This window comes from Sphingopyxis panaciterrae, from assembly GCF_011762125.1.
GTDB lineage: Bacteria > Pseudomonadota > Alphaproteobacteria > Sphingomonadales > Sphingomonadaceae > Sphingopyxis > Sphingopyxis panaciterrae.
Genome location: NZ_JAASQN010000001.1, coordinates 306,526 through 331,305, shown reverse-complemented (window position 1 = coordinate 331,305; position 24,780 = coordinate 306,526). Strand labels below are relative to the sequence as shown.

The window sequence follows — 24,780 nt, the reverse complement described above, 5'->3', positions numbered from 1 at the left end:
TCACGCCGCAATGCCATCGGCGACCGCGCAGCGGCGCGGATCGGCAACGGCGGTCAAGGTTCCGCTCGCCTCGTCGCGCGCGATCACCGAGAAGCTGCCCATGTGATAATCATAGCCCGACAGCGCACCGACGCGGACCCCCAGCTTGTGCAAATCCTGGACGACGCCGGGCGCGAGGCGATCCTCGATCGCGACGAGTTGCCCGTCGCTCATCGGCAGCATCCGCGGCGCGTCGACCGCGGCATAGGGGGCGAGCTTGAAGTCGAGCAGATAGGCAAGAACCTGCGGCAGCGTGCAATGGATATTGCCCGGCGATCCCGCCGAGAAGACCGGCTTGCCGTCCTTGAGCACCAACGTGTTGCCGATGATGCAGCGCGCCTTTGCGCCCTTGATCAGCACCGTGTCCATCGGGCTCTGCAAAGCACCGAAGGTCGAATGGCTGCCGACCATCGGGATGCCGCCAATGACCTGCCCCGGAATGCCCGAGCCCTGCAGCGTGTCCATGAACTGGCACCAATTGCCTTCGGCATCGACCACCGCAATCTCGCAGCTGCCGCTCGGCTGTTTTTCCTCGTGATGAACGAGCCGCGGCTTGCCCGAGGGGCCCGCGATGGCCGCCATCATGTCGCCCGCCCCGGAGGGGCCGTCGCCCGACAGGCGGATATGGTCGGTCATGTCGACCTTCGGCCGCGACCCCCGGATCAGCTTCGCCAGATGCTTGTGATAATCATCGTCGAGCACTTCGGCGCGCGGCACGTCATAGACATGATCGTCGCGGGCATATTCCCAGTGCCGCTGGCCCTGGCGCAAGGCGTGGCCCATCGCCCAGATATGCTCGGCCGAGCCCGGCGCCATATCGCGGATGCCGAGATGTTTGAGCACGCCGAGCGCGACGCCGGAGAAAAAGCCCTGCGCTTGCGGCGGCCCGAGGAAGAGGATCTCATATTCATGATAGGCGAAGCGTAGCGGCTCGACCCAGCGCGGCGGCGTTTCGGTCATATGATCCATCGTGACCTTCCAGCCGAGGTCATTGCCCTTGGCGACGAATTTCTCGGCCCAGGGGCCGGTGATCATATGGTCGGGTCCGTCGTCGCGGACGCCGCGCAGCGTGTCGGCCATGCCCGGCGGGGTGAAGATGTCGCCGACATTGGGGAAATAGCCGTTCGGCTGGTAGAAGTCGCGGCCCTCGGGGAAATAGGTGATGAACTTCTCGCCATAGATGTTCACGCCATATTCGAAGGTCGACACTTGGTGCCCCGTCTCGGCCCAGTGCACGGCGTCGGCGCAAAGCTCGGCCCAGTCCTTCGTCGCGAATTTCTGGTGAATCGCTTTCAGTCCCGGCATGAAACCCGGAATGATCGCCGACGGCGGCGAGGTCGAATAGCTGCCGAGGCCCGGCGGCACCGGCTTGAACGGCGGCAGGCCCGACGGATGTCCGCCGAGGCTGTCGAGCTGGTGGACCCGGCCGGTCTTCGCTTCATAATAGAGCATGGTGACGAGCCCGGCGTGATTGGTCATGAAGGGTTCGACCGCGGCCTGGACCATCGCGCCCGCGATCACCGCATCGGCAGCGTTACCCCCCGAATTCAGCACCTTCATGATCGTTTCGGTGACGATCGCACTGTCGGTGGTGACCGCGGTGCGGAGGCCGGTCACCGGCGTCTTGGGTCCCGGATTGCGGATATAGTCTGCGAGATTCCTGCTCATCAATCGTCTCCTGTCCCGATGCGGCGGCCTGACTGCCGCTCCAAGCGCCCCTGCCGGCGCTTCCCTTTGCGGGTTTGCGGAATCCGGACAGGACTGAACTGGGTGCTTTCAATTAACATGCATTACTGTCTTTTTTGATGCAAGCCCCTTTGTTCGGAGATGGGAAGGGATGGGGGAAGGAATGGTGGCATCGGGCGAATGGCTGCCTTCGCTTCACTTCGCCAGCCCGGGCTTGACCCGGATCCCGCTTTTTTGGGCAGCGGCAGGTTTCGACGCCAGGCAGGACCCCGGATCAGGTCCGGGGCGACGGGACTGGCGAACGGCAACTTTCGGCCGCCGCCAGCCGACCACGCTCAGATCGGCGGCAGCAGACCGCGGCGGAGGTCGCTGGGGCTGATGCCGAAGCGGCGCTGGACCGCGACCGAAAAGCTCGACGGATGGTTATAACCCACCGCATAGGCGATCTGGGTGATCGAGTTGCCGCGCTGGTTGAGGAGCGCCAGCGCGTGCTGCATGCGCAGGTCGGCGATATAATCGAACACCGTCTGTCCGACGATCTGGCGGAAACCGGCGCAAAGTCCGCTGCGGCTGAGCCCCACTTGCTGCGCGAGGTCCTCAAGCGTCAGCGGCGCGACGAAATTTTCCATGAGTAGCTGCTGTGCCTTGAGCACGCCCCGCGTCGTCAGCGCCGACGCCTCGGGCAGCTCGCGCTCCTCCTGTTCCAGCAGCTCGAACGCATGGCAGAGTATCTCGACCGCCTTCGACTGAATGAACAGCCGACGGCGATGCCCCTTCAGCGTCGAGCCGTGCAGACGCTCCAGACAGCGCAGCAGTGCGGGGTCGAGCGGTAGGCGGCGGGCGACCGTGCGTTGCAGCGTGCCCGCCAGAAACGCCTGCAGCACCGCGGGCAGTTCCGCCTCGCGTTCGGCATAGAGCAATTTGAGCGCGTCGCGATGGATACAGACCTGCACCATATGGTGATGGCCGGCGAACACCGCCTCGGAAGGTGGCAGCCCGCCCGGTTCGATGATGATCGACGCGCCGGGCCCCTTGATGTCGAGCGTGTCGCCGCGCGACGCGACATATTCGCCGTCGCCGTCGCTGGCGATCCGCAGGCGCAACATGTCGGATGCCGACACGGACATCGCATAGGGCGTGGCGAAGGTCACTTCGCCGATATGGGTGAAGAAGCCGTCCGCCATTCCGCAGAATTCGGCGTATCCCATCCCATATTCTTTTGAAAAAGCCATCCGGTAATGGCCCGGATGGCCCAGCGATTCGAGCGATTCGACCTCGCCCGGCGGTTGCTCGTCCGCGGCCATCAGATAGTCGGCGATGGCATAGGTCAGCGCGACGGGCCGCAGCGCGCCCGTCGACACCGGGAAGCGTCGCGGCCGGACGGCATCGGTGCCGGCGGCCGCCCGGGCCTTGGCGACGCGCCGTCCGCCCGGCGGCGGACCGGACACGGCGGGCCGCGTTGCGGGGACATGGCTCGATTGACGCATGGCATTCTCCCGGCGCTGTCGATTCCCGACGCTAGCCAAACAGTTTTGTACGTTGACGAAAGCGCGCCGTCCAGTCGCGGCTATGATCGCGGTCAATATTCGACGAGAGGATAGACCCATGCAAGCCCAGCCCGTTCAGAAAACCGTTGGCGGCGTGTCATTCGAGGACCGTTTCGCCCATTTGCACGACGACACGCCCGCCGCGCTGGAATGGCAATGGGCACGCGATCGTACGGCGCAAGCGGCCGCCGAGGCGTCACCCAATTACCGCCCGGTGTATGACCGGCTGCTGGCGCTGGCCGGCGCGGGCAGCCCCTTTGCCCCGCGCAAGGCCGGGGGCCTCTGGTTCGGTCACCAGAATGTCGGCGGTGACCATGTCCTGACAGCCGGCGAAACCGCGCTTGGGAAGGGCCGGACGATCACCTCCGCCGCCGCGCTCGCCAAGGCGGCGGGCGGCGGCGCCGTGATGATGACCTGGTTCGAACCGTCGCCGAACGGGCACTTCGTCGCACTGGCATGGGGCCGCGACGGTGACATGAGCGGTCAGTGGACGGTGTTCGAGACCGCGACGGGCCGGCGCGTCGTCGATGTTCCCGCGCTGTCCTATACCGGCGCACGACCCGGCTGGCTGCCCGACGAGAGCGGCTTCTGGCTCGACGGGCGAACCGACGAAGGGCTGCACCGCCTGCGCTTCGTCCCCGTTGCTGACGGCGCCGCCGCACGCCCCGACGTCGTGCTCCCCGAAACGCTGGTCGAAGCAAAGCACAGCGGCCTGACCCCGCATATTTCGCCCGACGGGCGCCGCGCCGTGGTGGTCACCGAACCGCATGAGCATATCGCGCTAGCCCTGCTCGACCTCGACACGCTCGCCGTGACGCGCTTTCTTCCCGACGGCTGGGACGGCGAATGCGACGGAAGCTGGGCCGACGCCGAAACCTATGTCGCGCGCGTCAACGACGGGGCGCCGCGCGGGCGCGTCGTCGCCATTCCGGCATCGCGTTCGATCGATCGCGCGGCATGGCGCGAACTGGTCCCCGCTGGCGACGGCTTCATCGGCTGGGCCGGGGTGATCGGCCAGCGGCTTTATGTCGGCGACCTCGTCGACGTGTCGCTGCGCGTGCGCCTGTTCGACCTGGATGGCCAGCTTGCCGGAGCGCTGCCGCTCGAAAATCCGGGGTCGTCGCCCTCAATGCTGCTCGAACGATGCGTGCGCCGCGGCGATGCGCTCGCCTTCACCCATGGCACCTTCACGCGCGCCGCGGTCCTGGTCACCCACGATCCTGAAACCGGTGAATTGCAGCAACATGGCGTACCGGCGCACCAGCTGGACGACGCCGTTGCCGAACAGCGCTTTGCGACCAGCCGCGACGGGACGCGCATTCCCTATTTTATCGTGCGCCGGAAGGACCTGCCGCAGGACGGTCCGCAGCCGACGCTGGTCCATGCCTATGGCGGTTTCAACATATCGATGCTGCCGAGTTTCCCGGCGAACTTCGTCCCCTTTATCGAAGCCGGCGGCGTGTTCGTTCAGGCGTCGCTGCGCGGCGGCGCCGAATATGGCAAGGCGTGGCACGACGGCGGGCGCCTCGACAACAAGCAGAACACGTTCGATGATCTGGAAGCCGTCGCCGAGGCGCTGATCGCCGACGGGGTGTCGCAGCCCGAACTGATGGCGTTCATGGGCGCGAGCAACGGCGGCCTGCTCGCCGGCATCGCGATCGTCCAGCAGTCGCATCTGTGGCGCGCGGTGGTTCCGTCGGTGCCGATCTTCGACATCATGGAGATGTTGCCGCTGACCGCCGCGACCGCCGGCGTCCGCGCGATCATGTATGAGGATTATGGTGACACCACCATGTCCGAAGTCGCCCGGTCGGTGATCCGCTGGTCGCCGTATCACAATATCGCCGACGGGGTCGCCTATCCCGCAATCTACCAGATATTCGGCGAGAAGGATGTCGGATGCATGCCCTTCCACGGCCGCAAGTTCACCGCGCGGCTCGACGAGGCCGATGCCGGCGGCCGACCGATCCACCTGCGCGTATGGCGCGATACCGGGCACGGGGTGACCGATCCGGCCAAGGGGGCGGCGTGGAATGGCGAATGGCTGGCTTTTGTAATGGATCAGCTCGGCATGCGCGCCGATGGGGCCGGCGCTTGACAGTGGCAATTTCCATACACCATTGCATGTTCCGATAATCCCGATATCATCGCGTTTCGACTTTCAACCGAGGAAATGACATGCAGTCCGATTTTCGCCAGCATCCGCTGTTCACAAAGGCCGAAGATCTCACCCGCGCCTGGCTCCGCCCCGGAACGGGCGAGGTCGCCGCGCTCGGCCAACTCGTGGCCAGCCCCGACGGCCGCCGGGCGGCGGCGGCGGCGCTCTTGTGCGAAGCGCTCGAAGGCGCGCCTTCGACGCGGCTTGCGATCATCGACCTCACGTCGGGCGAGCTCGAGACCGTCACCGACGGCCCGCGATCGGACAGCGCGCCGGCCTGGTCGCCCGACGGCCGCGCGATCGCTTTTCTGTCGGACCGCGAGCAGGCCTATGCCAATCGCTTGCGCATCCTCGACGTCGAAAGCGGCACCGACCGCGCCACCGCAGCGGTAAACGGCTTCGTCGAATATCTGCAATGGTCGGCCGACGGCACTGCGATCCTGCTTGGCGTCGCGGGCTTTGGCTCCGATCTGGCGGGGGCGCAGGGCGCTTTTTCGGTCGACCTGGAAGGCGAAGCGGGCGAGCGGCCCGCGTGGGCTCCGGTGGTGGAGGGTATGCCCGAGGCGGCGCCATGGCGTACGGTGTGGCTTTACGATGTCGCCGCCGACACGGCGCGGCAGGTGACGCCGGCGGGGGTCAATGTCTGGCAGGCGGTCTGGTGCGGCGCGGACCATATCGCCGCCTTCTGTTCGGACCAGCCCGAGGAGACGTGGTGGTATTCGGCCGACGTGCGGTTGATCGAGATCGGCAGCGGCAGCGTCCGCACGCTCTTTCGGCCGACCGACCAACTCGGCGCGCTGGCGGCGACGAAGGGCGGCGCCACCGTCGCGGTGGTCGAAGCGGTGTGCAGCGACCGCAATATCGTCGCGGGCGACGTGCGGCTGATCGACGTGGCGAGCGGCGCGATCGCGCGGCCGGCGGCGCTCGGCGGTGACGTCGTTCAACTGAGCTGGCGGAACGAGGATGAGCTGCTGTTCGTCGCGGCGGCGGGCCCCGAAACGGTGATCGGCCTGCTCGACCGGGCGGCGGAGACGAGCCGCGAGCTGTGGCGCGGCGGCGAGCGTACGCCGTCGGGTGCGATGTTCCCCGAGGCCGCGCCGCTCGGCGCCAACCCCGGCGATGTCCTGTTCCTGTGCGAATCCTTCTTCGAGGCGCCGGCGTTGGTGGCGCTCGAAGCCGGCACCGAACGCGAGATCCGCCGCTTCGGCACCAGCGAGGTCGCGGCGGCGGTCGCCGGGCTGGGGTCGGCGCGCGATTTCAGCTGGACCGCCCCCGACGGGCTGGAGATGCATGGCTGGCTGCTCACTCCGCCGGGCCCCGGGCCGCATCCGTTGATCATGCAGGTCCATGGCGGCCCGGTCTGGTACACACGGCCGATCTACATCGGCCGTTCGGCGCTGCCCCAGATGGCGCTCGCCGCAGGCTATGCCTTGTTCCAGCCCAATCCGCGCGGATCGAGCGGGCGCGGCCAGTCGTTCGCACGCAAGGTGTTCGGCGACATGGGCGGCGCCGATACCCATGATTATCTGTCGGGGCTCGACGCGCTGGAGAAAGCCGGCATCGCCGACCCGGCGCGGCTCGGCGTGACCGGCGGCAGCTATGGCGGCTTCATGACCTCGTGGCTCATCACGCAGGACCAGCGCTTCGCCGCGGCGGTTCCGGTGGCGCCGGTGACCAACTGGGTCAGCGAGCATCTGACCTGTCACGTCCCGACCTTTTGCGAAATCTTCCTCGACGACCGGCTGAGCAATCCGACCGGCAAATATTTCACGCGCAGCCCGATCCATTTCGCGGACCGGGCAAAGACACCGACGCTGAACATCTGCGGCGCGCTCGACAAGATCACCCCGGCGGGGCAGGCGCTCGAGTTCCATCACGCGCTACAGATCGCGGGGATCGAGAGCGTGCTTGTCACCTATCCGCACGAAGGGCATGGCGTCCGCACGATGCCGGCGTCGTTCGATTACACCGCGCGGACGATGGCGTGGTTTGAGAGGCATATGCCGGCGAATTCGGGTCTATAGCCGCCGTTCTTTCCCCTCGTCATCCCGGACCTGATCGGGGGTCCGCGACTTGGGCGGTGCGGTGGATCCCGGATCAGGTCCGGGATGACGAAGCGGTGGAAAGCATCGTCCGCTCGCTACCCTCGTGCCAGGCATTTCCTTTGGGTTTGAGGTCGACATAATCGCGGAATTGCGATCCGAAAGAAGGCCGAAAACGTCCCGGTTTCCGGGCATTACAGGCAAAATAATTTAGACATTGACATACAGTACACTACTGTATGATCATGAAAGAATAATGACTCGGTATCGACCAGTTGGGGAGGAAAAGATGAAACGATTGATGGTGGCGTTTTGGGTCGGCACGGCGCTGTGTCCGGTCGCCGCGAATGCCCAGTCGGATGCCGCCGACAGCGCCGACGCCGCCCCCGGCGATATCATCGTCACCGCCCAGCGCTACGAGCAGCGGCTTCAGGACGTGCCGGTATCGATTTCGGCGATCGGCGCCGACGAACTCGCCTCGCGCGGCGCCACCTCGCTCGGCGACCTGCAATATTCGGTCCCCGGCCTGTCGCTCTATGAATATGGGCCCGGCAAGCAGGTGGTCCAGCTGCGCGGCATGGCGAACATTCAGGGCGCGTCGACCGTCGGCGTCTATCTCGACGAAACGCCGCTCGCGCTCGACATCCAGGGGGATTCGATCTCGGTCCGCCTGCTCGACATGGAGCGGGTCGAGGTGCTGCGCGGGCCGCAGGCGACGCTTTACGGCGAAGGGTCGATGGGCGGCACGATCCGCTATATTCCTGCTGCCCCGAAGCTTGGTCAGGTCAGCGGTTCGGCCGAGGGCGAGTATAGCAAAACGCGGTACGGCGGCGACGGATACAAGGGCGTCGGGGTCATCAACCTGCCGCTCGGCGAGATCGCCGCGGTGCGCCTCGTTGGCGGTTACGAGCGTGGCGCCGGGTGGATCGACAATGTCACGACCGGCGACAAGAACGTCAACGCGCAGGATCTTTACACGGTGCGGGGCAGCTTGCTGGTCGAGCCGACCGACCAGCTCAGCCTGTCGTTGATGGGGCTTTACCAGAAGAGCGATCAGGCCAATCAGGATTTCGGCGTCAATCGCCAGACGACGGTCGCCAGTCCGGCGTTCAACAAGGAACGCTATACGCTGGTGCAGGGCAAGTTCGACTACGACCTTGGCGGCACCGTGCTGGCGGGTTCGCTGAGCTATATCGACCGCAGCAACCGGAGCGCCAACGATCTGTCGCCATTCTATGTGCCGGTGCTGACCGCCCCGCGCGCCTTGGGCGGGCTGGGTCTCGCGCCCGGCTTCATCGATCAGGTCACCCTGGCCGCCGGCTATAATCAGCAAATCTTCAATTCCGAACTGCGGCTTGCGTCGCACGGTGAATCGGCGATCGACTGGTCGCTGGGCATCAACTATCGCGAATTGAAAAATCGCGTCACATCGGATGCGCAGACCGCGCCGAACGAGGTGCCCGCCGACGCCCTGTTCGGCGACGGGCGGCAATCGATCCTCTACCTCGATCAGCGGACCAAGATCCGCTATCTCGCGCTGTACGGCGAAGTGACCGGAACGATCACGCCCGAATTGAAGGTCACCGCCGGCGTCCGCTATTTCCACGAACGGAAAAGCCAGGTTTCGGACAGCACGAATTTCGGCATCGACGTTGTCGACATCAATCAGGGCACGTTCGAAACCGTCAATCCGCGCCTGAACATCAGCTATGAAATCTCCCCCGATTCGATGGTGTATGCGAGCGTCGCCAAGGGCTTCCGCGGCGGCGGGTTCAACCTGACGTCCGCGGGCGGCGGGATTTACGACGTTCCGCCAAGCTTCAAGCCCGACGTGGTCTGGACCTATGAGCTGGGCACCAAGCACCAGCTGTTCGGCGGCAAGCTGATGCTCGATGCCAGCGTCTACCGCACCCTGTGGTCGGACGTGCAATCCTATGCCTTCGCGCCGGGCAGCCCGATCACGATCACGACCAATTCGGGCGATGTCGCCGGCTGGGGCGTCGACCTGTCGGCGATGGTCCGGCCGATGCCGGCGCTGACGCTTAGCGCCACCTATAGCTGGAACAATCTGGAATATAAGAATGTGACCGCCGACAAGCTGCCGGGCGATCCGGTCGACGCTGCGGTGCCCGAATCCTGGTCGGCCTCGCTCGACTTCCGCCCATCGCTCGGCGGCGATGTCACCGGCATCGTCCGCGTCGATTACCAGCATGCCGCAGCCGGGCAGATCACGCTGCGCAACTTCGGCGGGCAAATCATCCCCCGCCCCGGCCGCGATCTGGTCAATGCGCGGGTCGGGGCCGCAATCGGGCCGGTCGAAGTCGCGGTGTTCGCCAACAATCTGTTCAACGAGGATGCGCCGAACATCGTCGGCCCGTTCGGGGTGTTCCTCGAGAATCTGGAACAGCGCCCGCGCACGATCGGGGTCAATGCGCGCATGAATTTCTGACGCACCATCCCGCACCTTGTCGCGGCGATTGCAGCGGCTCCGTTCCGGCGGGGCCGCTGTCCTGCGTCGGGGCAATCGCCAGGATCGAGACAGTTTTTCCAACGAGGGTTTAGTAAATGGCGAAGATAATCGACGGACAGAGGCTGGCGCGCGCCTTGCGCGGGGGTTTGCTGGCGCGCGCGGGCGCGATCGCCGAACAGCGCGGCGCGGCACCCGGCCTTGCCGTCATCCTGGTCGGCGACGACGCGGCGTCGGCCGTCTATGTGCGCAACAAGATCCGCGCCTGCGAAGCGACGGGCATCCAGTCGACCTGCCTTCGCTTTCCATCCACCGTCAGCAATGACGAATTGCTGGCGACGATCGCGTTGCTCAACGAAGATGCGGGCATCGACGGCATCCTCGTCCAGTTGCCGCTGCCACCGCATATCGCGCTCGATCAGGTACTGGAGGCAATCTCGGTCGAAAAGGACGTCGACGGCTTTCACCTCTACAATGTCGGCGGGCTGGTGACGGGAAACACCATCTTTTCGCCCTGCACCCCCTATGGCGTCGTCAAGCTGCTCGAAAGCGAGAATATCGCCATCGAAGGCCAGAATGTCGTCGTCGTCGGCGCCAGCAACATCGTCGGCAAGCCGATGGCGCTGATGCTGATGGCGCGCGATGCGACCGTCGCAATCTGTCACGCGAAAACGCGCGACCTTGCCCAATTCACCATCCTGGCCGACATCCTCGTCGTCGCCGCAGGCGTGCCCGGGCTGATCATCCCGCAGATGGTCAAGACCGGCGCGGTCGTCATCGACGTCGGGATCAACCGGCTGCCCGACGGACGCATCACCGGCGACGTCGATTTCGACGGCGTTTCGGCCAAAGCCTCGTGCATCACCCCGGTCCCCGGCGGCGTCGGTCCGATGACCGTCACCATGTTGATGGAAAACACTATTGCATCCGCCGAACGCGGCTTGGTGCGGGACGATCGATCCGCTGAAAACTTGGCTTTTCAGGAATGAATTTGGCCAAAATTGCAGTTGAAAATTAAAATACACCTCTGTATGCAAACTATCGGAGGATCCGAGATTGACCAGACATTATTCCGCCCTGTCCCTGCTTCGCGAAGGCCTGAACGGCCAGCGCGGCTGGCAGCCCGCGTGGGAAGACGCCGATCCCAAGCCGCGTTACGATGCAATCGTCATCGGCGGCGGCGGGCATGGGCTGGCGACCGCCTATTATCTGGCCAAAAACCACGGCATCACCAAGGTCGCGCTGATCGAGCGCGGCTGGATCGGCGGCGGCAACACCGGCCGCAACACCACGATCATCCGGTCGAACTATTTCTTCCCCGAAACTGCGGCCTTCTTCGAATTCGCGCTGAAGCTCTACGAAGGCCTGTCGCACGAGCTCAACTACAACATCATGTTCTCGCAGCGCGGCATGTGGATGCTCGGCCATGACCGGCACGGCATGGAGATGCTGCGCCGGTCGGCGAATGCGATGCGCCTCAACGGCATCGACGCCGAACTGCATGACGAAGCCGCGGTGCGTGCGGAAATCCCCGGACTCAACACCGCGGCGCGCTTTCCCATCCTCGGCGGCCTCAACCAGCCGCGCGCGGGATCGGCGCGCCACGATGCGGTCGCATGGGGCTATGCCCGCGGCGCGTCGGCGCTGGGCGTCGACATCATCCAGAATTGCGAGGTGCAGGGCTTTCTGATCGAGGACGGCCATGTCCGCGGGGTCGAGACGAGTCGCGGCACGATCCGCAGCGAAACCGTCGGCATGGCGGTCGCGGGCCATTCGACCGTCGTCGCCGAAAAGGCCGGCGTCCGCCTGCCGATCAACTCCTATGCACTGCAGGCGTTCGTCTCCGAACCGGTGAAGCCCTGCCTCGACACGGTGCTGCTGTCGCCCGCGACGGGCACTTATCTCAGCCAGTCGGACAAGGGCGAACTGGTCATCGGGGCCGGGCTCGACCTCTATCTGTCGTACGCCCAGCGCGGCAATCTGCCGTGGATGGAGCGCGCCGCCGCGGGGGTGATCGAACTGTTCCCCGCTTTCTCGCGGATGCGCTTCCTGCGCCAGTGGGCGGGCATCTGCGACGTCGTCCATGATTCGACGCCGATCATCGGCGCCACCGACCTTGGCGGATTCTATGTCAATTGCGGCTGGGGAACCGGCGGCTTCAAGGCGATCCCGGCGGGGGGCTGGTGCCTTGCGCATGCGATGGCGACCGGCACGTCGCACCCGCTTGCCGCCGCGTTCGGCATCGAACGTTTCAAAACCGGGGCGCTGATCGACGAGGCCTCGGCCTCGGGCATCGCGCACTAAGGGGTTTTCCAGATGCTATTGATCACTTGCCCTCACTGCGGTCCGCGCGCCGAAATCGAGTATCGCTGCGGCGGCGAAGCGCATGTCGAGCGGCCGGGGCCGCATGACCAGGTCAGCGACCAGGCCTGGGCCGATTATCTTTTCTACCGCGCCAATCCCAAGGGCGGCCATCGCGAGCGCTGGCTCCATGTGGCGGGCTGCGGCCAATGGTTCAACGTCGCACGCGACACGATCACGCACGAGATCGCGGCGGTCTATCCGATGGGCGAGACGCTGGCAGAGGGGTCGGCAGCATGAGCGGCCGGCGTTCCGAAGGCGGCGCAATCGACCGCAGCAAGCCGATCAGCTTCCGCTGGGCCGGCAAATCCTATCAGGGCTATGCCGGCGACACGCTCGCTTCGGCGCTGATCGCCAACGGCGTTTCGATCATCGGGCGCAGCTTCAAATATCACCGGCCGCGCGGCCTGATCGCGGCGGGGCTGGAGGAACCGAACGGCATCGTCCAGCTCGAAGCGGGCGCGGTCACCGTGCCCAACGTCAAGGCGACGCAGATCGAACTTTACGAAGGCCTGTCGGCGACGCCGGTCAATGCGAAGCCGAGCGTCGAGTTCGACCTGCTCGCGGTGAATTCGCTGTTCAAGCGCTTCATCCCGGCCGCCTTTTATTACAAGACCTTCTTCTGGCCGAGTTGGCGATTGTTCGAGCCGTCGATCCGCAAGGCGGCGGGTCTCGGCGACGCGCCGGCCGAACGCGATCCCGACCATTATGAACATCGCTTTGCCCACGTCGACACGCTGATCGTCGGATCGGGCGCCGCGGGGCTGGCGGCCGCCGAGGCCGCGGCGGCGCTGCCCGGCAATGAACGCGTCATGCTGGTCGAAGCCGATTTCGAATATGGCGGCGGGCTGTTGTCCGCGGCCGAACCGGTCGAGGGGCTGGCCCCGCTCGCGTGGCGTGACGCGGCGCTGGCGCGGCTGCGTGCGGCGCCGAACATGCTGCTGCTCAACCGCACGATGGCGTCGGGTTTCTACGACCATGGGCTCGTCGCGCTGTACGAGCGGGTGAGCGATCACCTGCCGCCCGAACAGCGGTCGGGGCCGCGCCAGCGCTTGTGGAAGGTGCGGTGCAAGAAGGTGATTCTGGCGACGGGCGCGTTCGAACGGCCGATCGCCTTCTCGGGCAACGACCTGCCCGGCGTGATGCTCGCCTCGGCGGCGCAGACCTATGCGCGGCGTTATGGCGCGCTGGCCGGCACGCGCGCGGTGCTGTGCACCAACAATGACGGCGCTTATGATGCCGCCTTCGCGCTCCACGATCTGGGCTGCACCGTCGCCGCGATCGTCGATTCGCGGGCGGCGCCGGGCGCCGGTGCCGACGCGGCGCGGCAGCGGGGGATCGAGATATTGGCGGGCTTCGTGCCGCTCGCCGCGAAGGGCCGGCGCGCGGTGCGCGGGCTGGAGGTCGCGGCGCTCGGCGGCGGCGTACGGCGGCGCATCGCCTGCGACACGATCCTGACGTCCGACGGCTGGAACCCGGCGGTGCATCTCCATTCGCAGGCGGGCGGATCGCTGGCCTATAATGAGGGGTTGCAGGCGTTCCTGCCCAAGGGCGCGCCGCAGGACGCGATCAGCGTCGGCGCTGCCGCCGGCATCCTCGACAGCGATACCGCGATCGATGCCGCACGCGCCGCGATGCGCGGTGAGCCGGTCGAAGCGCCGGTGCAGGCCGCCGTCGGTCCGACCCGGCGCTTTGCCGATGGCGACACCAGGGCGCAGACCGCCTGGCTCGATTTCCAGAACGACGTGACGGTCGCCGACGTCCAGCTCGCGAGCCGCGAGAATTTCCGCTCGGTCGAGCATCTGAAGCGTTACACGACGCTGGGCATGGCGTCCGATCAGGGCAAGACGTCGAACGTTGCGGGCATTCATGTCCTGTCGGGCCTGCTCAAGACCCCGGCCCCGGCGATCGGCACGACCAAGTTCCGGCCGCCGTTCGACCCGGTGACGATCGGCGCCTTCGCTGGCCGCGCGGTGGGCGAAGATCTGGCGCCGCTCGCACGCACGCCCTCGCACGCCGCGCAGGTCGCGCTGGGCGCGAAGATGGAGAATTACGGCGGCTGGCTGCGCCCCGCCTATTTCCCGCAAGCCGGCGAGAGCGAGCAGCAGACGATCGCGCGCGAGGTCCATGCAGTGCGCCGGTCGGCGGGGCTGTTCGACGCCTCGACGCTCGGCAAGATCGAGGTCAAGGGGCCCGACGCCGCCGAATTCCTGCAGCGCATCTATGTCGGCGGCGTCCGGACATTGAAGGTCGGGCAGTGCCGTTACGGATTGATGCTGAGCGAACATGGCATCGTCTATGACGACGGCGTGTTCGCGCGGATCGGCGAGGATCATTTTCTGGTCGGGACGACGAGCGGCCATGCCGCCGCGATCACCGAAACGCTCCACGAATGGCTGCAATGCGAATGGCCGCACCTGCGGGTGCTGGTCGAGAATGTGACGACCGGCTGGGCGGTGATGAATATCGCCGGCCCGAAGGCGCGCGAGATATTCGCGGCGGTTGGCACCGATATCGACCTGTCGGCCGACGCCTTTGCCCACATGCAATATCGCGCCGGCACCGTCGGCGGCGTGCCCGCGCGGGTGCAGCGGGTGAGCTTCACCGGCGAGCTTTCCTATGAAATCGCGGTACCGTGGGGCTATGGCGCCGCGCTATGGGACGCGCTGATGGAGGCGGGGCAACCCCATCGCATCACCCCCTTCGGCGTCGAATCGCTGATGGCGATGCGGATCGAAAAGGGCTTCCTGCACGTCGGGTCGGATACCGACGGCACGACCTATCCGCAGGATCTGGGCTTTGGCCCCGCGATCGCCAAGAAGAAGGATGATTTCGTCGGCCGCCGCTCGACGATGCGGCCCGATGGCCTGCGCGAAGACCGGCGCCAGCTCGTCGGGCTCGAGGTGACCGACGGCGGGCCGCCGATCGAGGTCGGCGCGCATGTCCTTCCGGCGGATGCGACCGAAGCGCGCGGCACCCAGGGCTGGGTGACGTCGAGCGTCTATTCGCCGACGCTCGAACGCCCAATCGCAATGGCGCTCGTCGAACGCGGGCGCGACCGGATGGGCGAGACGGTGCGCATCTGGGATCTCGGCCAATGGCGCGCGGCGCGGATCGCCGACCCGCGCTTCTTCGACCCCGCAGGAGAGCGCACCCATGGCTGATTCCAACCCCACCGCCCTGCTGCGCCGCACAGGCCCCGATGTCGCCGACATCGTCCGGCCGGGCCTGTCCGTCCGGACCGAAACCGGGCTGGGCATCGCCAAGCTGCGCATTTTCGGGCGCGCCGCCGACGCGCGCTTTCAGGAGATCGCCGGCATTGCCCCGCCTCTTCCCTGCCGCGAAATCGGGAGCGGGGATCTCGCCTTTGCCTGGCTGGCGCCCGGCGAGTGGCTGATCACCGGCGCCGAAGCCGCGGTTGCGGCGTGGGTCGAGCGCGCGACCGCGCTCGGCGCCGATGACCTGCTGGCGATCGATTTCAGCCACGCGCGTACCGCCTTCCTGCTGGAAGGCGAAAGCGCCCGCGCGGCGCTCGCGGCGCATTGCCCGCTCGACCTCTGGCCCGACGCCTTTCCGGCCGGCGCCGCCGCACGCTCGTTGCTCGGCGACACCGGCCTGTTCATCGCCCGGCTCGCCGATACGGGCGATGCCCCCCGTTTCCGGATCATCGTCGACCAGACGATGGCCGCCTATGCCGGGCGCCTGTTCGCCCGCGCTTGATTTTCGATCAGGAGCCCCACTCGTGACCCACAATTTCGTCCTGCGCTTTCGCTCGCCCGATCGCCCGGGGATCATGGCCGCCGTGACCCCGCTTGTCGCCGCGCAAGGCTGCGACATCCGCGCCGCCGAAGTCTATGGCGATCCCGAAACCGCCCATTTCTTTTGCCGCATGGAACTGACCAGCCCCGTCGATCAGGAAGTGCTGGCGGCAAAGCTGGCGGCAACCGCAGAGCAATTCACCTTCGACTGGGACCTCAAGGACCTTGGCCGCAAGCAGCGGGTGCTGATCGCGGTTTCCAAATTCGGCCATTGCCTGGTAGACTTGATCCACAAGCAGGAGATCGGCCAGTTGCCGATCGAGATCGTCGGCGTCGTGTCCAACCATGATGCGATGCGCAGGACGGTCGAGTGGCACGGCCTGCCCTATCACCACCTGCCGATGAGCGACGGCAAGGAAGCGCAGGAATCCCGTTTCCTGTCGATCATCGACGAAAGCGGCGCCGAACTCACCGTGCTCGCGCGTTACATGCAGATATTGTCGGACGATTTTTCCACGAAACTCGACGGCCGCTGCATCAACATCCACCACAGCTTCCTGCCGAGTTTCAAGGGCGCCAAGCCGTACCATCAGGCGCATGGCCGCGGGGTCAAGATCATCGGCGCGACCGCCCATTTCGTGACCGCCGACCTCGACGAAGGGCCGATCATCGAACAGGATGTCCGCCGCGTCAGCCACGCCGTCGCCGCCGACGAGATGGTCGCGATCGGCCGCGAAATCGAAGCATCGGTGCTGAGCCGCGCCGTCCGCTGGCACGCCGAACACCGCATCTTCGCGAACGGCAACAAGACGGTGGTGCTTTAAGAGTCGGTGGACAAATTCGCAACTTGTCGAACGTCGGCTTTGGGGTGGGGAGCTGCCATGAGCTCCACTCACCTTCGTCACCCCGGGCTTGACCCGGGATCCCGCTTTTTTGAAGGTAGCGCAGGTTTCGACGTCCAGCGGGACCCCGGATCAAGTCCGGGGTGACGACGAAGGGAACGGCAGCTTCCGGCCGCCAATGGACATTCGAATTTGTCCACGCAGCCTAGGCGGTTTCCGCTGCCGACATCCGTTCCAGTTCGCGAGCGAAGGCCTTGAACCCCCACGTCAGGATGATCGCGGCGAGCGGCATCGCGACCGCAGTGACGATCGCGATCGAGTACCGCAGCGCCCCGTCGTCGGCGAACAGATTGTCGGTGAGCAGCGCGATGACCATCGGCCCGAAGCCGAGCCCGGTCAGGTTGACGATGAAGAAATACAGCGCCGTCATCCGCGCGCGATATTGGTTGGGGGTAATCAATTGCAGCGCCACCGTGCCGACGCCGTGCATCGTCAGCATCGGAAAGGCGCAGGCCAGCATCACGAAGGCAAGCGGCGCCCCCGGCATGAAGGCGGCAGCGAACAGCGGCGGCGCGCCGAGCAGGATCGACAGCCGCATCACGCGCAGATGCGAGTCGGCGACGCCGCGCGCATAGAGGCGATCGGCGAGCGACCCGCCGAGAATCAGCCCCGCCGCACCGCCGATCGCCATGATGATGCCGAACCACAGGCCGGCGTCGGCGACATTCATGCCATAGGTGCGGGCAAAGAAGGTCGGCACCCAGGCGATGACGCCGTACATCACCAGCCCGATCAGCGACATGCCGAGGAACAGCGCGCCGAGCGCGGCGCGTTGCCGTTTCAGATGCGCGAGCAGTCCGGGGGCCGCCGGCGCCGATGACATCGCCGCCTGGAGGCGCCTGACGTCGCGGCGAACGGGTTCGCGGACGGTCAGCATCAGCAGGCAGATCAGCAGCCCCGGCGCGCCGACCCAGACGAAGATCATCCGCCACGCATCGATCGGGCCATAAAAAGGCAGGTCGACCATCGGCGCGGCGAGCACCGCCTGGACGACAAACGAGCCGAGGATCAGCGCAATCCCCGACCCCAGCGGCACCCCGATCGAATAGACCGCGATCGCGCGCGCCAGCTTGTCGCGCGGAAAATAGTCGCTGAGCATCGAAAAGGCGGCGGGCGACAGCGTCGCTTCGCCGACGCCGACCCCCATCCGCGCGAGGAACAGCGTCGCATAGCTGCCGGCAAAGCCGCACGCCGTGGTCATCACGCTCCAGAAACCGATCCCCGCCACGATCAGGTTGCGGCGATTATGACGATCGGCGATCCAGGCGAGCGGCAGGCCGAGCAGGGTATAGAAGAGCGCGAAGGCGAGCCCGATGAGCAGGCTGACCTGGGTATCCGAAATATCGAGCGCGGCCCGAATCGGCGCGACGAGCAGGCTGAGGATCATCCGGTCGACGAACGACAGCGTATAGGCAAGCAGCAGGACGCCGACGACATACCAGCTGTAAGCCGGGCGCGGCCACGGCGCCGCGGTTTCGCTGCTTTCGATCGGATCGGTCACACGCTCTCCCGTCTTTTTTCTTCGCCCGCCGGACTCTCGCGGCCCGACGCTTGCGCAATGTCAAACGCTTCTATATAGGGTATTTACTTAGTTATCTAAGTATATGCGCATCACAGAGTCAAGCTGGATCGGATGCACAGACAAGACGGGACTGGATGGGAGAGATAATATGTCCGAATATCGCAGGCGTGCGTCCGCCCTTTTGCTGAGCGGAGCCGCGATGGCGGCAATACCGGGTACCGCCTTGGCGCAGGACGCCGCGGTGGACACGAGCGGCGACATCATCGTCACCGCGCAGCGCCAGGAACAGAAATTGCAGGATGTGCCGGTGTCGGTCACCGCCTTCGGTTCCGAACAGCTTCGCGACAATAATATCGAAACGGTCGCCGACATCGCGACCCGCACCCCCGGGCTTTCGGCCAGCGCGGTCGACCCGATCAACACCAATTTCGCGATGCGCGGCATCGGCAGCGCGCCGGGGATCAGCCAGAATGCGGGCGGCGATCCGTCGGTCGTCGTGTTCGTCGACGGCGTTTACGCGGGCCGCGGCGGCACCCCCGACCTTGACGTCCTCGACCTCGAGCGCGTCGAAGTGCTGCGCGGGCCGCAGGGCACGCTGTTCGGCAAGAATGCGATCGGCGGCATCGTCCAGTTCGTCAGCCGCAAGCCGTCGGCCGACAACAGCTTTTACTTCGAAGGCACCTACGGCAATTACGACCGCGTCGGCGTCATCGCGCGCGGCAATATGGCGCTGACCGACAAAATCTATCTTTCGGCCGGCCTGTCGCACAAGCAGCGCGACGGGTTCGAGTTCAACGAGACGACGGGGCATGACGTCAACGACCAGAACGTCACGACGGGCCGCGTCGCGCTGCGTTTCGTGCCGACCGACACGCTCGACATCATCCTGCGCGCCGATGTCTCGCATCAGGACCAGAAGGGCAATCCGCGCCACAATAATTGCGACACCAGCTTTGACGGCGGCGTCCACTGCGTCGGGATCAACCCCGACCCGCGTGTGGTGAACGCCTATATCGACGGGCTGATCAAGCGGACGACGCAATCCTATTCAGCCGAAGTGAACCTTGACCTGCCGTTCGGGACGCTGACGTCGCTGACCGCGCTGCGCAAGGTCGATTTCGAATTCGAGACGCCCTTTTTCAGCAACCCGATCAACCCGCCGAACCAGATCGAATCGACCGATTTCGGCGACGAGAAGAACAAGCAGTTCAGCCAGGAACTGCGCCTTGCCTTCGACGCGTTCGACGGACGGCTGAGCGGGCAGACCGGCGTTTATTATCTAAAGGAAAATACCGATCGCGTGCAGGGGCAGATCCAGGATTTCGCGACCCCGGCGATCACCGGCATCGGCATTTTCCCGCAGTCGGTGAATGCGCGCAGCTTCGCGATCTTCGGCCAGCTCGATTATGAGATCGTCCCGTCGCTGACCGCTACCGTCGGCGCGCGCATGACGTGGGAGCGCAAGAGCGGGCGGTTCGCAGGCTATAAGGGCGACGACGGCCCGGGGCTGCCCCCGCCGCTCGGGACGCTGGGCGGTTATGACGTGACCGCGGCCAAGAAGTGGAAGGCATTCACGCCGCGCTTCGCGCTGAACTGGAAGGCGACCGACGACGTCCTCCTCTATGGCTCGGTCGCGCGCGGGTACAAGAGCGGCGGCTTCCAGGGCCTGTCGGGCACCGCCGCGGGCGCGTCGACGCCTTATGACCCCGAATTTGCGTGGAGCTATGAAATCGGCGCCAAGACCGACTGGTTCGACCGCAAGCTGCGCATCAATGCCGCGCTGTTCAAGACCGACTATTCGGACCTTCAGGTCTCGCAGCTCGTCCCATTGTGCTGCGTCGTCGTCAGCAATGCGGCGAAGGCGAAGATCAAGGGCGCCGAGGTCGAGGTGGTGGTGCGCCCGGTCCAGGGGCTGCAGCTTGACGGCAGCTATGCCTGGCTCGACGCCAAGTTCAGCGAATATACGATCCCGGGGCAGGCCTATACCGGCAACCGCCTGCCGCGTTCGCCCAAGCATAAGTTCAACATCGGCGGACAATATGAAACCCCGCTCGGCGAGCTGTCGGGCAAGCTGCGCGTCGATTACAGCTGGGTCGACGACGCCTATTTCGAGGCATCGAACATTCCGCAGCAATTGTGGCCGAGCCACCAGAATCTCGACGCGCGACTGAGCATCGCGGGGCCCGGCGAGCAGTGGGAATTGTCGGTGTGGGGCAAGAATCTGACCGACGAGCTGGTGCCGACCTATGTCACCTATTTCGGTGCCTATCGCCAGATCCTGACGCCTTATGCGCCGCCGCGCACCTATGGCGTGACGGTGGCGTTCAAAATCTGACCGGCGGCGCGGCGGGCACCCCTGCCCCGCCGCGCCCGCCCTTTTCCGGCCCATGGAGGAATTTTCGATGCAGCAGCCCGATTTCCGTTATCTTTGCTCGTACCGCGCCGCTTTCACCGAGCCGCAGCAGCAGATCGGCAAGGCGCATTTCGGGCGCCGTATGATCGCCGCGCTGACCGGCGGCGAAGTCGAGGGCGAGCGACTGCGCGGCCGCGTCATGCCGAGCGGCGGCGACTGGGCGACGATCGACGACAATGACACGCTGCGGCTCGACGCGCGGATCACCTTCGAAACGCATGACGGAGCGCTGATCTATGTGTCCTATCGCGGCGTGCTGCGCCCGCTGTCGGTCGCGCATAAACATGCGCGCAGCGGCGGACCGCAGACCGACGCCGACCGCGCCGAAATCTATTTCCGCACCACCCCGATGTTCGAAACCGGCGACGAACGCTATGCGTGGCTCAACGATATCGTCGCGGTCGGACTGGGCGCCAGCGTCGGCGGCGCGGTCCGCTACGACGTGTTCGAATTATTGTAGACCATCGTCCGATTGGAAACTTCGCGCATGGCCGCTATCCTGCCGGCCGGGAGACGCGCGATGGGCAAAGCGGAGATCACGACCAAGGCGACCGAAATCCGCGTCGCCGATTTCATCGCCGCGGTTCCCGACGCGCGGCGGCGCGACGAGGCCGCGATCGTCGATGCGATCCACCGGCGCGTCACCGGGGTGGCGCCGAAGATGTGGGGACCGTCGATCATCGGCTATGGCAGCTATGACTATGTCTATGACAGCGGCCATTCGGGAACGATGTGCCGCGCGGGTTTCAGCCCGCGCAAGGCGGCGATGACGCTCTACCTGATGGGGCATTACGGTCCGCGGCAAGGCGAAGCCGACGCGCTGCTCGCAGAGCTCGGCAAGCATAAAACGGGCAAGGCGTGCCTTTATGTGCACAAGCTCGCCGACGTCGACCTTGCTATCCTCGAACGGCTCATCGCGCTGAGCTGGGACGTCATGAACGAGACCTATCCCGCGTAACGCCCTTCGGCTTCGCCCAGATAGTCGCGGGTGAGCGGCAGCGCGTGGCGGCTGCGCGCGAACTGGATCTGATAATTGCCCATCCCGCCGCTTTCGAACGCCGCGGTCGCACCCGCGAGGTAGAAGGTCCACATACGAAAGAAGCGGTCGCCCATCATCGCCACGATCTGTGCCTCATGCGCGAGCGTCCGCGCATACCATTGGCGCAGGGTCAGCGCATAATGCAACCGCAGCGTCTCGACATCGGTCGCGATCAGACGGCTTTTCTCGCTCGCCGCCAGCGTTTCGCTGAGCGCGGGGATATAGCCGCCGGGGAAGATATATTTGCGCGTGAAGGCATCGGTCGCGCCCGGCTTGCCGAAGCGGCCGATCGTGTGGAGCAGCATGACGCCATCGGCGGTCATCAGGTTCGCGGCGGCGCGGAAGAAGGTGTCGAAATTGGCGGCGCCGACATGTTCGAACATGCCGACCGACACGATGCGGTCGAAACCTCCGGGCGCGCGCACCGCAAGGTCGCGATAGTCGATGAGTTCGAAGGTCACGCGGTCGGCGACCCCCGCCGCCTCGGCGCGCTGCCGCGCGAGCGCGAGCTGTTCTTCCGACAGGGTGATCCCCAGCACCTCGACCTGTTCGAGCTTCGCGAGCGTGATCGCCATCCCGCCCCAGCCGCAGCCGATGTCGAGCACCCGCTGCCCCGGCGCGAGCGCCAGCTTCGCCGCGATATGCGCCTTCTTCGCCTCCTGCGCCTCTTCGAGCGTCATGTCGGGGCGCGGCCAATAGGCGCAGCTATATTGCATATCGGTGTCGAGGAAGAGCCGGTAGAGGTCGTTGCCGATGTCGTAATGATGCGCGACATTGGCACGCGACTGGCGCCGCCGGTTGATCGAATTGAGCCGCGTCTTCACCCAATCGATCCATTCGCCGACGACGGTCTTGTCGTCGAGCTTGCCGCCGCGATCCCACGCCGTGTTCATGCGGATCAGCGCGATCAGCTGCATGATGTCGCCTTCCACGATCCGCATATCGCCGTCCATGAAGGATTCGGCGGCGCCAAGGCGCGGATCGAGGACGATGCGGCGCATGCCGCGGCGGGTCGCGAAGTGCAGCGTGACGTCGGGGAAACCCGGTGCGGGGGCACCGAATATTTCCTGCGACCCGTCGGGGGCAACAACGGTCAACTGGCCGTGGCGGATGACGCGGGAGAGAAATGGACGGAGAATCGACATAGAATCAACGACTCACGCTATAGCCAAGGTTCGGACCGCCATCAAATACCGGCATACCATTCATAATCCACCCGATCTTCCCAATAGCCGCCCTTTCCTTCGCCAAGCCCGTCGAGGCTGGCGACCGCTTCGATCGCATTCACATATTTGGCGTGCTTGTAACCGAGCTGGCGTTCGATGCGAAGGCGCAGCGGCGCACCGTTGGCGATCGGCAGCACGGCACCGTTGAGCGCCCACGCCATGATCGTCTGCGGATGCAGCGCGTCGACGAGGTCGCAGCTTTCATAATAGAGCGCGTCGCCGATCCGGTCGGCGCAGCGAAAAACGATGAAGCGCGCACTGTCACGGAGCCCCGCCGCGGCGAGGATGCGACCGAGCCGCGGCCCGGTCCATTGCCCGATCGCGCTCCACCCCTCGACGCAATCATGGCGCGTGATCTGGGTGCGCTGCGGCATCGCGCGGATATCGGCCAGCGACAGCGACAGCGGCCGCGAGACGAGACCGGTCACCGCGACACGCCAGTCGGCGAAGCCGCTCGCGGCATGCCCGGCATAGGCGGCGCCCTGCGGCAGCTTGGTGCCGTTCGAGCGGAAGACGGGAGACAGGTCGGCGCGGGTGAATTCGCGCGCGAGCGCGTCGCGGTCGGTCAGCGCGCGCTGGCTATGCTGATGCATCGTCTCGCCCAGCGACAGGATCTTGCGCACCGCCGGCGCGTCGTTGATCGCGTCGCATCCCGACAGGAGCGGCAGCGCGCCCGCCGCGGCGACGAGCCCGCCCGCTCGCGCGATCAGTTGCCGCCGCGGCACGATGAAGTCACGCATCGCCGGCACTCCGCTCGGGCGGCAGGCGGAACCAGCCGCTGATCATCGAGCGTATCTCGTTCACCGGCCCCGCGAGCAGAACCATGATGATGTGGACAAGGAAGAAGGCGACAAGCGCCCAGGCGGCGATGAAATGGATCGAACGCGCCGACTGCCGCCCGCCGAACAGATCGACGAGCCAGGGCGCGGTCGCGTTGAACCCCGGCGACATGGTGAGCCCGGTGAAGATCATCAGTGGCAGCAGCACAAAGATGACGCCGATATAACTGAATTTCTGGAGAATATTGTACCGCGCCGCCGCCTCCCCCTTGGGAAAGCGCAAACGGGCATGATCCTTGATGTCGTGCCAGATATGACGCGGCGACCATTCGGCGCGACGGATGTGCAAATCCTTTTTCAGATGACCGCAAAGCAGCGTCCACAGCATATAGAGCGTCAAGGCGATCGACAGCACCCACGCGAAGAACAGGTGCCAGCGCCGTCCATCGGCCAGATTGTAGCTCGTGGGGATCGTCGCCCAGCCGGGAAAGGCCCAGGCCTGCCGGACCCCTTCGCCATCGGTCCAGCGGCCGAGCATCCCGGTGGTTTCGATCCGCGTCGATCCGATGCGCACGAAACCCGTGTCGGGGGTCGAACCGATCGCAAACCAGGCATAGTCGGGGTTCGCGCCATATTGCCCCCAGTAGAGCCGCGGATGCGCGTTGAAGATCATCAGCCCGCTCATCAGCAGGATGAGCAAGGTCAGGGCATTGACCCAATGCCAGATGCGCGCGGGCAGCCGGTGGCGATAGACGCGGTGCGGCGGCGCAGCATTGTCGGTCCCGGCCATGATTCTCCCGTCATTGCGAGCGAAGCGAAGCAATCCAGAGCGGCGCTGCGC

At 65.7% G+C, this 24,780-nt stretch carries 18 protein-coding genes; 12 read left to right on the top strand and 6 right to left on the bottom strand.

The genetic code is table 11. From position 1 onward, the window contains the following. Both FHR22_RS01485 and FHR22_RS01480 read right to left on the bottom strand, forming a co-directional pair. On the bottom strand, positions 1-1,707 hold the full coding sequence (locus FHR22_RS01485) for a gamma-glutamyltransferase (protein WP_166938199.1): 1,707 nt from the start codon (positions 1,705-1,707) through the stop codon (positions 1-3). A 353-nt stretch (positions 1,708-2,060) separates the two neighbouring features. Next, entirely contained in the window at positions 2,061-3,212 is a 1,152-nt protein-coding gene (locus FHR22_RS01480; protein ID WP_166938197.1) for a helix-turn-helix transcriptional regulator, read from the bottom strand. 118 nt (positions 3,213-3,330) lie between these two features. Between FHR22_RS01480 and FHR22_RS01475 the strand changes: the two genes are divergently transcribed. The 9 genes from FHR22_RS01475 (at position 3,331) to purU (ending at position 16,882) form a co-directional block, all read left to right on the top strand. Then, the gene (locus FHR22_RS01475; RefSeq protein ID WP_166938195.1) at positions 3,331-5,370 is read left to right on the top strand and encodes a prolyl oligopeptidase family serine peptidase; all 2,040 of its coding nucleotides are present in this window, start codon (positions 3,331-3,333) and stop codon (positions 5,368-5,370) included. 80 nt (positions 5,371-5,450) lie between these two features. Beyond that, positions 5,451-7,454 (top strand): S9 family peptidase, encoded by a 2,004-nt coding sequence (locus FHR22_RS01470; RefSeq protein WP_166938193.1) that lies wholly within the window; start codon positions 5,451-5,453, stop codon positions 7,452-7,454. Between the two features lie 307 nt (positions 7,455-7,761). Beyond that, positions 7,762-9,921: a TonB-dependent receptor gene (locus FHR22_RS01465; RefSeq protein ID WP_166938191.1), complete on the top strand. Its 2,160-nt coding sequence runs from the start codon at positions 7,762-7,764 to the stop codon at positions 9,919-9,921. A 116-nt stretch (positions 9,922-10,037) separates the two neighbouring features. Beyond that, positions 10,038-10,928, top strand: coding sequence for a bifunctional methylenetetrahydrofolate dehydrogenase/methenyltetrahydrofolate cyclohydrolase FolD (folD, locus tag FHR22_RS01460; protein WP_166938188.1), 891 nt, complete (start codon positions 10,038-10,040; stop codon positions 10,926-10,928). A gap of 67 nt (positions 10,929-10,995) precedes the next feature. Next, positions 10,996-12,243, top strand: coding sequence for a sarcosine oxidase subunit beta family protein (locus FHR22_RS01455; RefSeq protein ID WP_166938186.1), 1,248 nt, complete (start codon positions 10,996-10,998; stop codon positions 12,241-12,243). A 12-nt stretch (positions 12,244-12,255) separates the two neighbouring features. Continuing rightward, complete coding sequence (locus FHR22_RS01450; RefSeq protein WP_166938183.1) at positions 12,256-12,540, top strand: sarcosine oxidase subunit delta; 285 nt, start codon at positions 12,256-12,258, stop codon at positions 12,538-12,540. Further along, positions 12,537-15,464, top strand: a complete 2,928-nt coding sequence (locus tag FHR22_RS01445) for a sarcosine oxidase subunit alpha family protein (protein ID WP_166938181.1) — start codon at positions 12,537-12,539, stop codon at positions 15,462-15,464. Before FHR22_RS01450 ends, FHR22_RS01445 begins: the two co-directional genes overlap by 4 nt. Then, positions 15,457-16,020, top strand: coding sequence for a sarcosine oxidase subunit gamma (locus FHR22_RS01440; RefSeq protein WP_166938179.1), 564 nt, complete (start codon positions 15,457-15,459; stop codon positions 16,018-16,020). The genes FHR22_RS01445 and FHR22_RS01440 overlap by 8 nt, the downstream gene beginning before the upstream one ends. A 22-nt stretch (positions 16,021-16,042) precedes the next feature. Further along, entirely contained in the window at positions 16,043-16,882 is an 840-nt protein-coding gene (purU, locus tag FHR22_RS01435; RefSeq protein WP_341786527.1) for a formyltetrahydrofolate deformylase, read from the top strand. Between the two features lie 223 nt (positions 16,883-17,105). On the opposite strand, the gene FHR22_RS01430 is transcribed toward purU, so the two are convergent. Beyond that, positions 17,106-18,461 (bottom strand): MFS transporter, encoded by a 1,356-nt coding sequence (locus tag FHR22_RS01430; protein ID WP_166938175.1) that lies wholly within the window; start codon positions 18,459-18,461, stop codon positions 17,106-17,108. A gap of 220 nt (positions 18,462-18,681) precedes the next feature. On the opposite strand from FHR22_RS01430, the gene FHR22_RS01425 reads away from it, so the two are divergent. The 3 genes from FHR22_RS01425 to FHR22_RS01415 all read left to right on the top strand — a co-directional run bounded on the left by FHR22_RS01425 (position 18,682) and on the right by FHR22_RS01415 (position 21,853). Continuing rightward, positions 18,682-20,817, top strand: a complete 2,136-nt coding sequence (locus FHR22_RS01425) for a TonB-dependent receptor (protein WP_166938173.1) — start codon at positions 18,682-18,684, stop codon at positions 20,815-20,817. A gap of 67 nt (positions 20,818-20,884) precedes the next feature. Continuing rightward, positions 20,885-21,355 carry a DUF3237 domain-containing protein gene (locus FHR22_RS01420; protein WP_166938171.1) on the top strand — a complete coding sequence of 157 codons (471 nt, stop codon included), beginning with the start codon at positions 20,885-20,887 and terminating at the stop codon, positions 21,353-21,355. 60 nt (positions 21,356-21,415) lie between these two features. Beyond that, entirely contained in the window at positions 21,416-21,853 is a 438-nt protein-coding gene (locus tag FHR22_RS01415; protein WP_166938169.1) for a DUF1801 domain-containing protein, read from the top strand. On the opposite strand, the gene FHR22_RS01410 is transcribed toward FHR22_RS01415, so the two are convergent. The 3 genes from FHR22_RS01410 to FHR22_RS01400 are packed head-to-tail and all read right to left on the bottom strand — an operon-like array spanning position 21,841 to position 24,729. Continuing rightward, on the bottom strand, positions 21,841-23,079 hold the full coding sequence (locus tag FHR22_RS01410) for an SAM-dependent methyltransferase (RefSeq protein ID WP_166938166.1): 1,239 nt from the start codon (positions 23,077-23,079) through the stop codon (positions 21,841-21,843). The two genes, FHR22_RS01415 and FHR22_RS01410, sit on opposite strands and share 13 nt — an antisense overlap. Positions 23,080-23,120: 41 nt before the next feature. Continuing rightward, entirely contained in the window at positions 23,121-23,900 is a 780-nt protein-coding gene (locus FHR22_RS01405; protein WP_208417439.1) for a molybdopterin-dependent oxidoreductase, read from the bottom strand. Continuing rightward, positions 23,893-24,729: a cytochrome b/b6 domain-containing protein gene (locus tag FHR22_RS01400; protein ID WP_166938164.1), complete on the bottom strand. Its 837-nt coding sequence runs from the start codon at positions 24,727-24,729 to the stop codon at positions 23,893-23,895. Before FHR22_RS01400 ends, FHR22_RS01405 begins: the two co-directional genes overlap by 8 nt. Positions 24,730-24,780: the final 51 nt, after the last annotated feature.

Bases quoted from the DNA above. Each gene is read 5' to 3' on its own strand.
- FHR22_RS01485 (WP_166938199.1), bottom strand. From the start codon at position 1,707: ATGAGCAGGAATCTCGCAGACTATATCCGCAATCCGGGACCCAAGACG.
- FHR22_RS01480 (WP_166938197.1), bottom strand. From the start codon at position 3,212: ATGCGTCAATCGAGCCATGTCCCCGCAACGCGGCCCGCCGTGTCCGGT.
- FHR22_RS01475 (WP_166938195.1), top strand. From the start codon at position 3,331: ATGCAAGCCCAGCCCGTTCAGAAAACCGTTGGCGGCGTGTCATTCGAG.
- FHR22_RS01470 (WP_166938193.1), top strand. From the start codon at position 5,451: ATGCAGTCCGATTTTCGCCAGCATCCGCTGTTCACAAAGGCCGAAGAT.
- FHR22_RS01465 (WP_166938191.1), top strand. From the start codon at position 7,762: ATGAAACGATTGATGGTGGCGTTTTGGGTCGGCACGGCGCTGTGTCCG.
- folD (WP_166938188.1), top strand. From the start codon at position 10,038: ATGGCGAAGATAATCGACGGACAGAGGCTGGCGCGCGCCTTGCGCGGG.
- FHR22_RS01450 (WP_166938183.1), top strand. From the start codon at position 12,256: ATGCTATTGATCACTTGCCCTCACTGCGGTCCGCGCGCCGAAATCGAG.
- FHR22_RS01445 (WP_166938181.1), top strand. From the start codon at position 12,537: ATGAGCGGCCGGCGTTCCGAAGGCGGCGCAATCGACCGCAGCAAGCCG.
- FHR22_RS01440 (WP_166938179.1), top strand. From the start codon at position 15,457: ATGGCTGATTCCAACCCCACCGCCCTGCTGCGCCGCACAGGCCCCGAT.
- FHR22_RS01425 (WP_166938173.1), top strand. From the start codon at position 18,682: ATGGCGGCAATACCGGGTACCGCCTTGGCGCAGGACGCCGCGGTGGAC.
- FHR22_RS01420 (WP_166938171.1), top strand. From the start codon at position 20,885: ATGCAGCAGCCCGATTTCCGTTATCTTTGCTCGTACCGCGCCGCTTTC.
- FHR22_RS01415 (WP_166938169.1), top strand. From the start codon at position 21,416: ATGGGCAAAGCGGAGATCACGACCAAGGCGACCGAAATCCGCGTCGCC.
- FHR22_RS01410 (WP_166938166.1), bottom strand. From the start codon at position 23,079: ATGTCGATTCTCCGTCCATTTCTCTCCCGCGTCATCCGCCACGGCCAG.
- FHR22_RS01405 (WP_208417439.1), bottom strand. From the start codon at position 23,900: ATGCGTGACTTCATCGTGCCGCGGCGGCAACTGATCGCGCGAGCGGGC.
- FHR22_RS01400 (WP_166938164.1), bottom strand. From the start codon at position 24,729: ATGGCCGGGACCGACAATGCTGCGCCGCCGCACCGCGTCTATCGCCAC.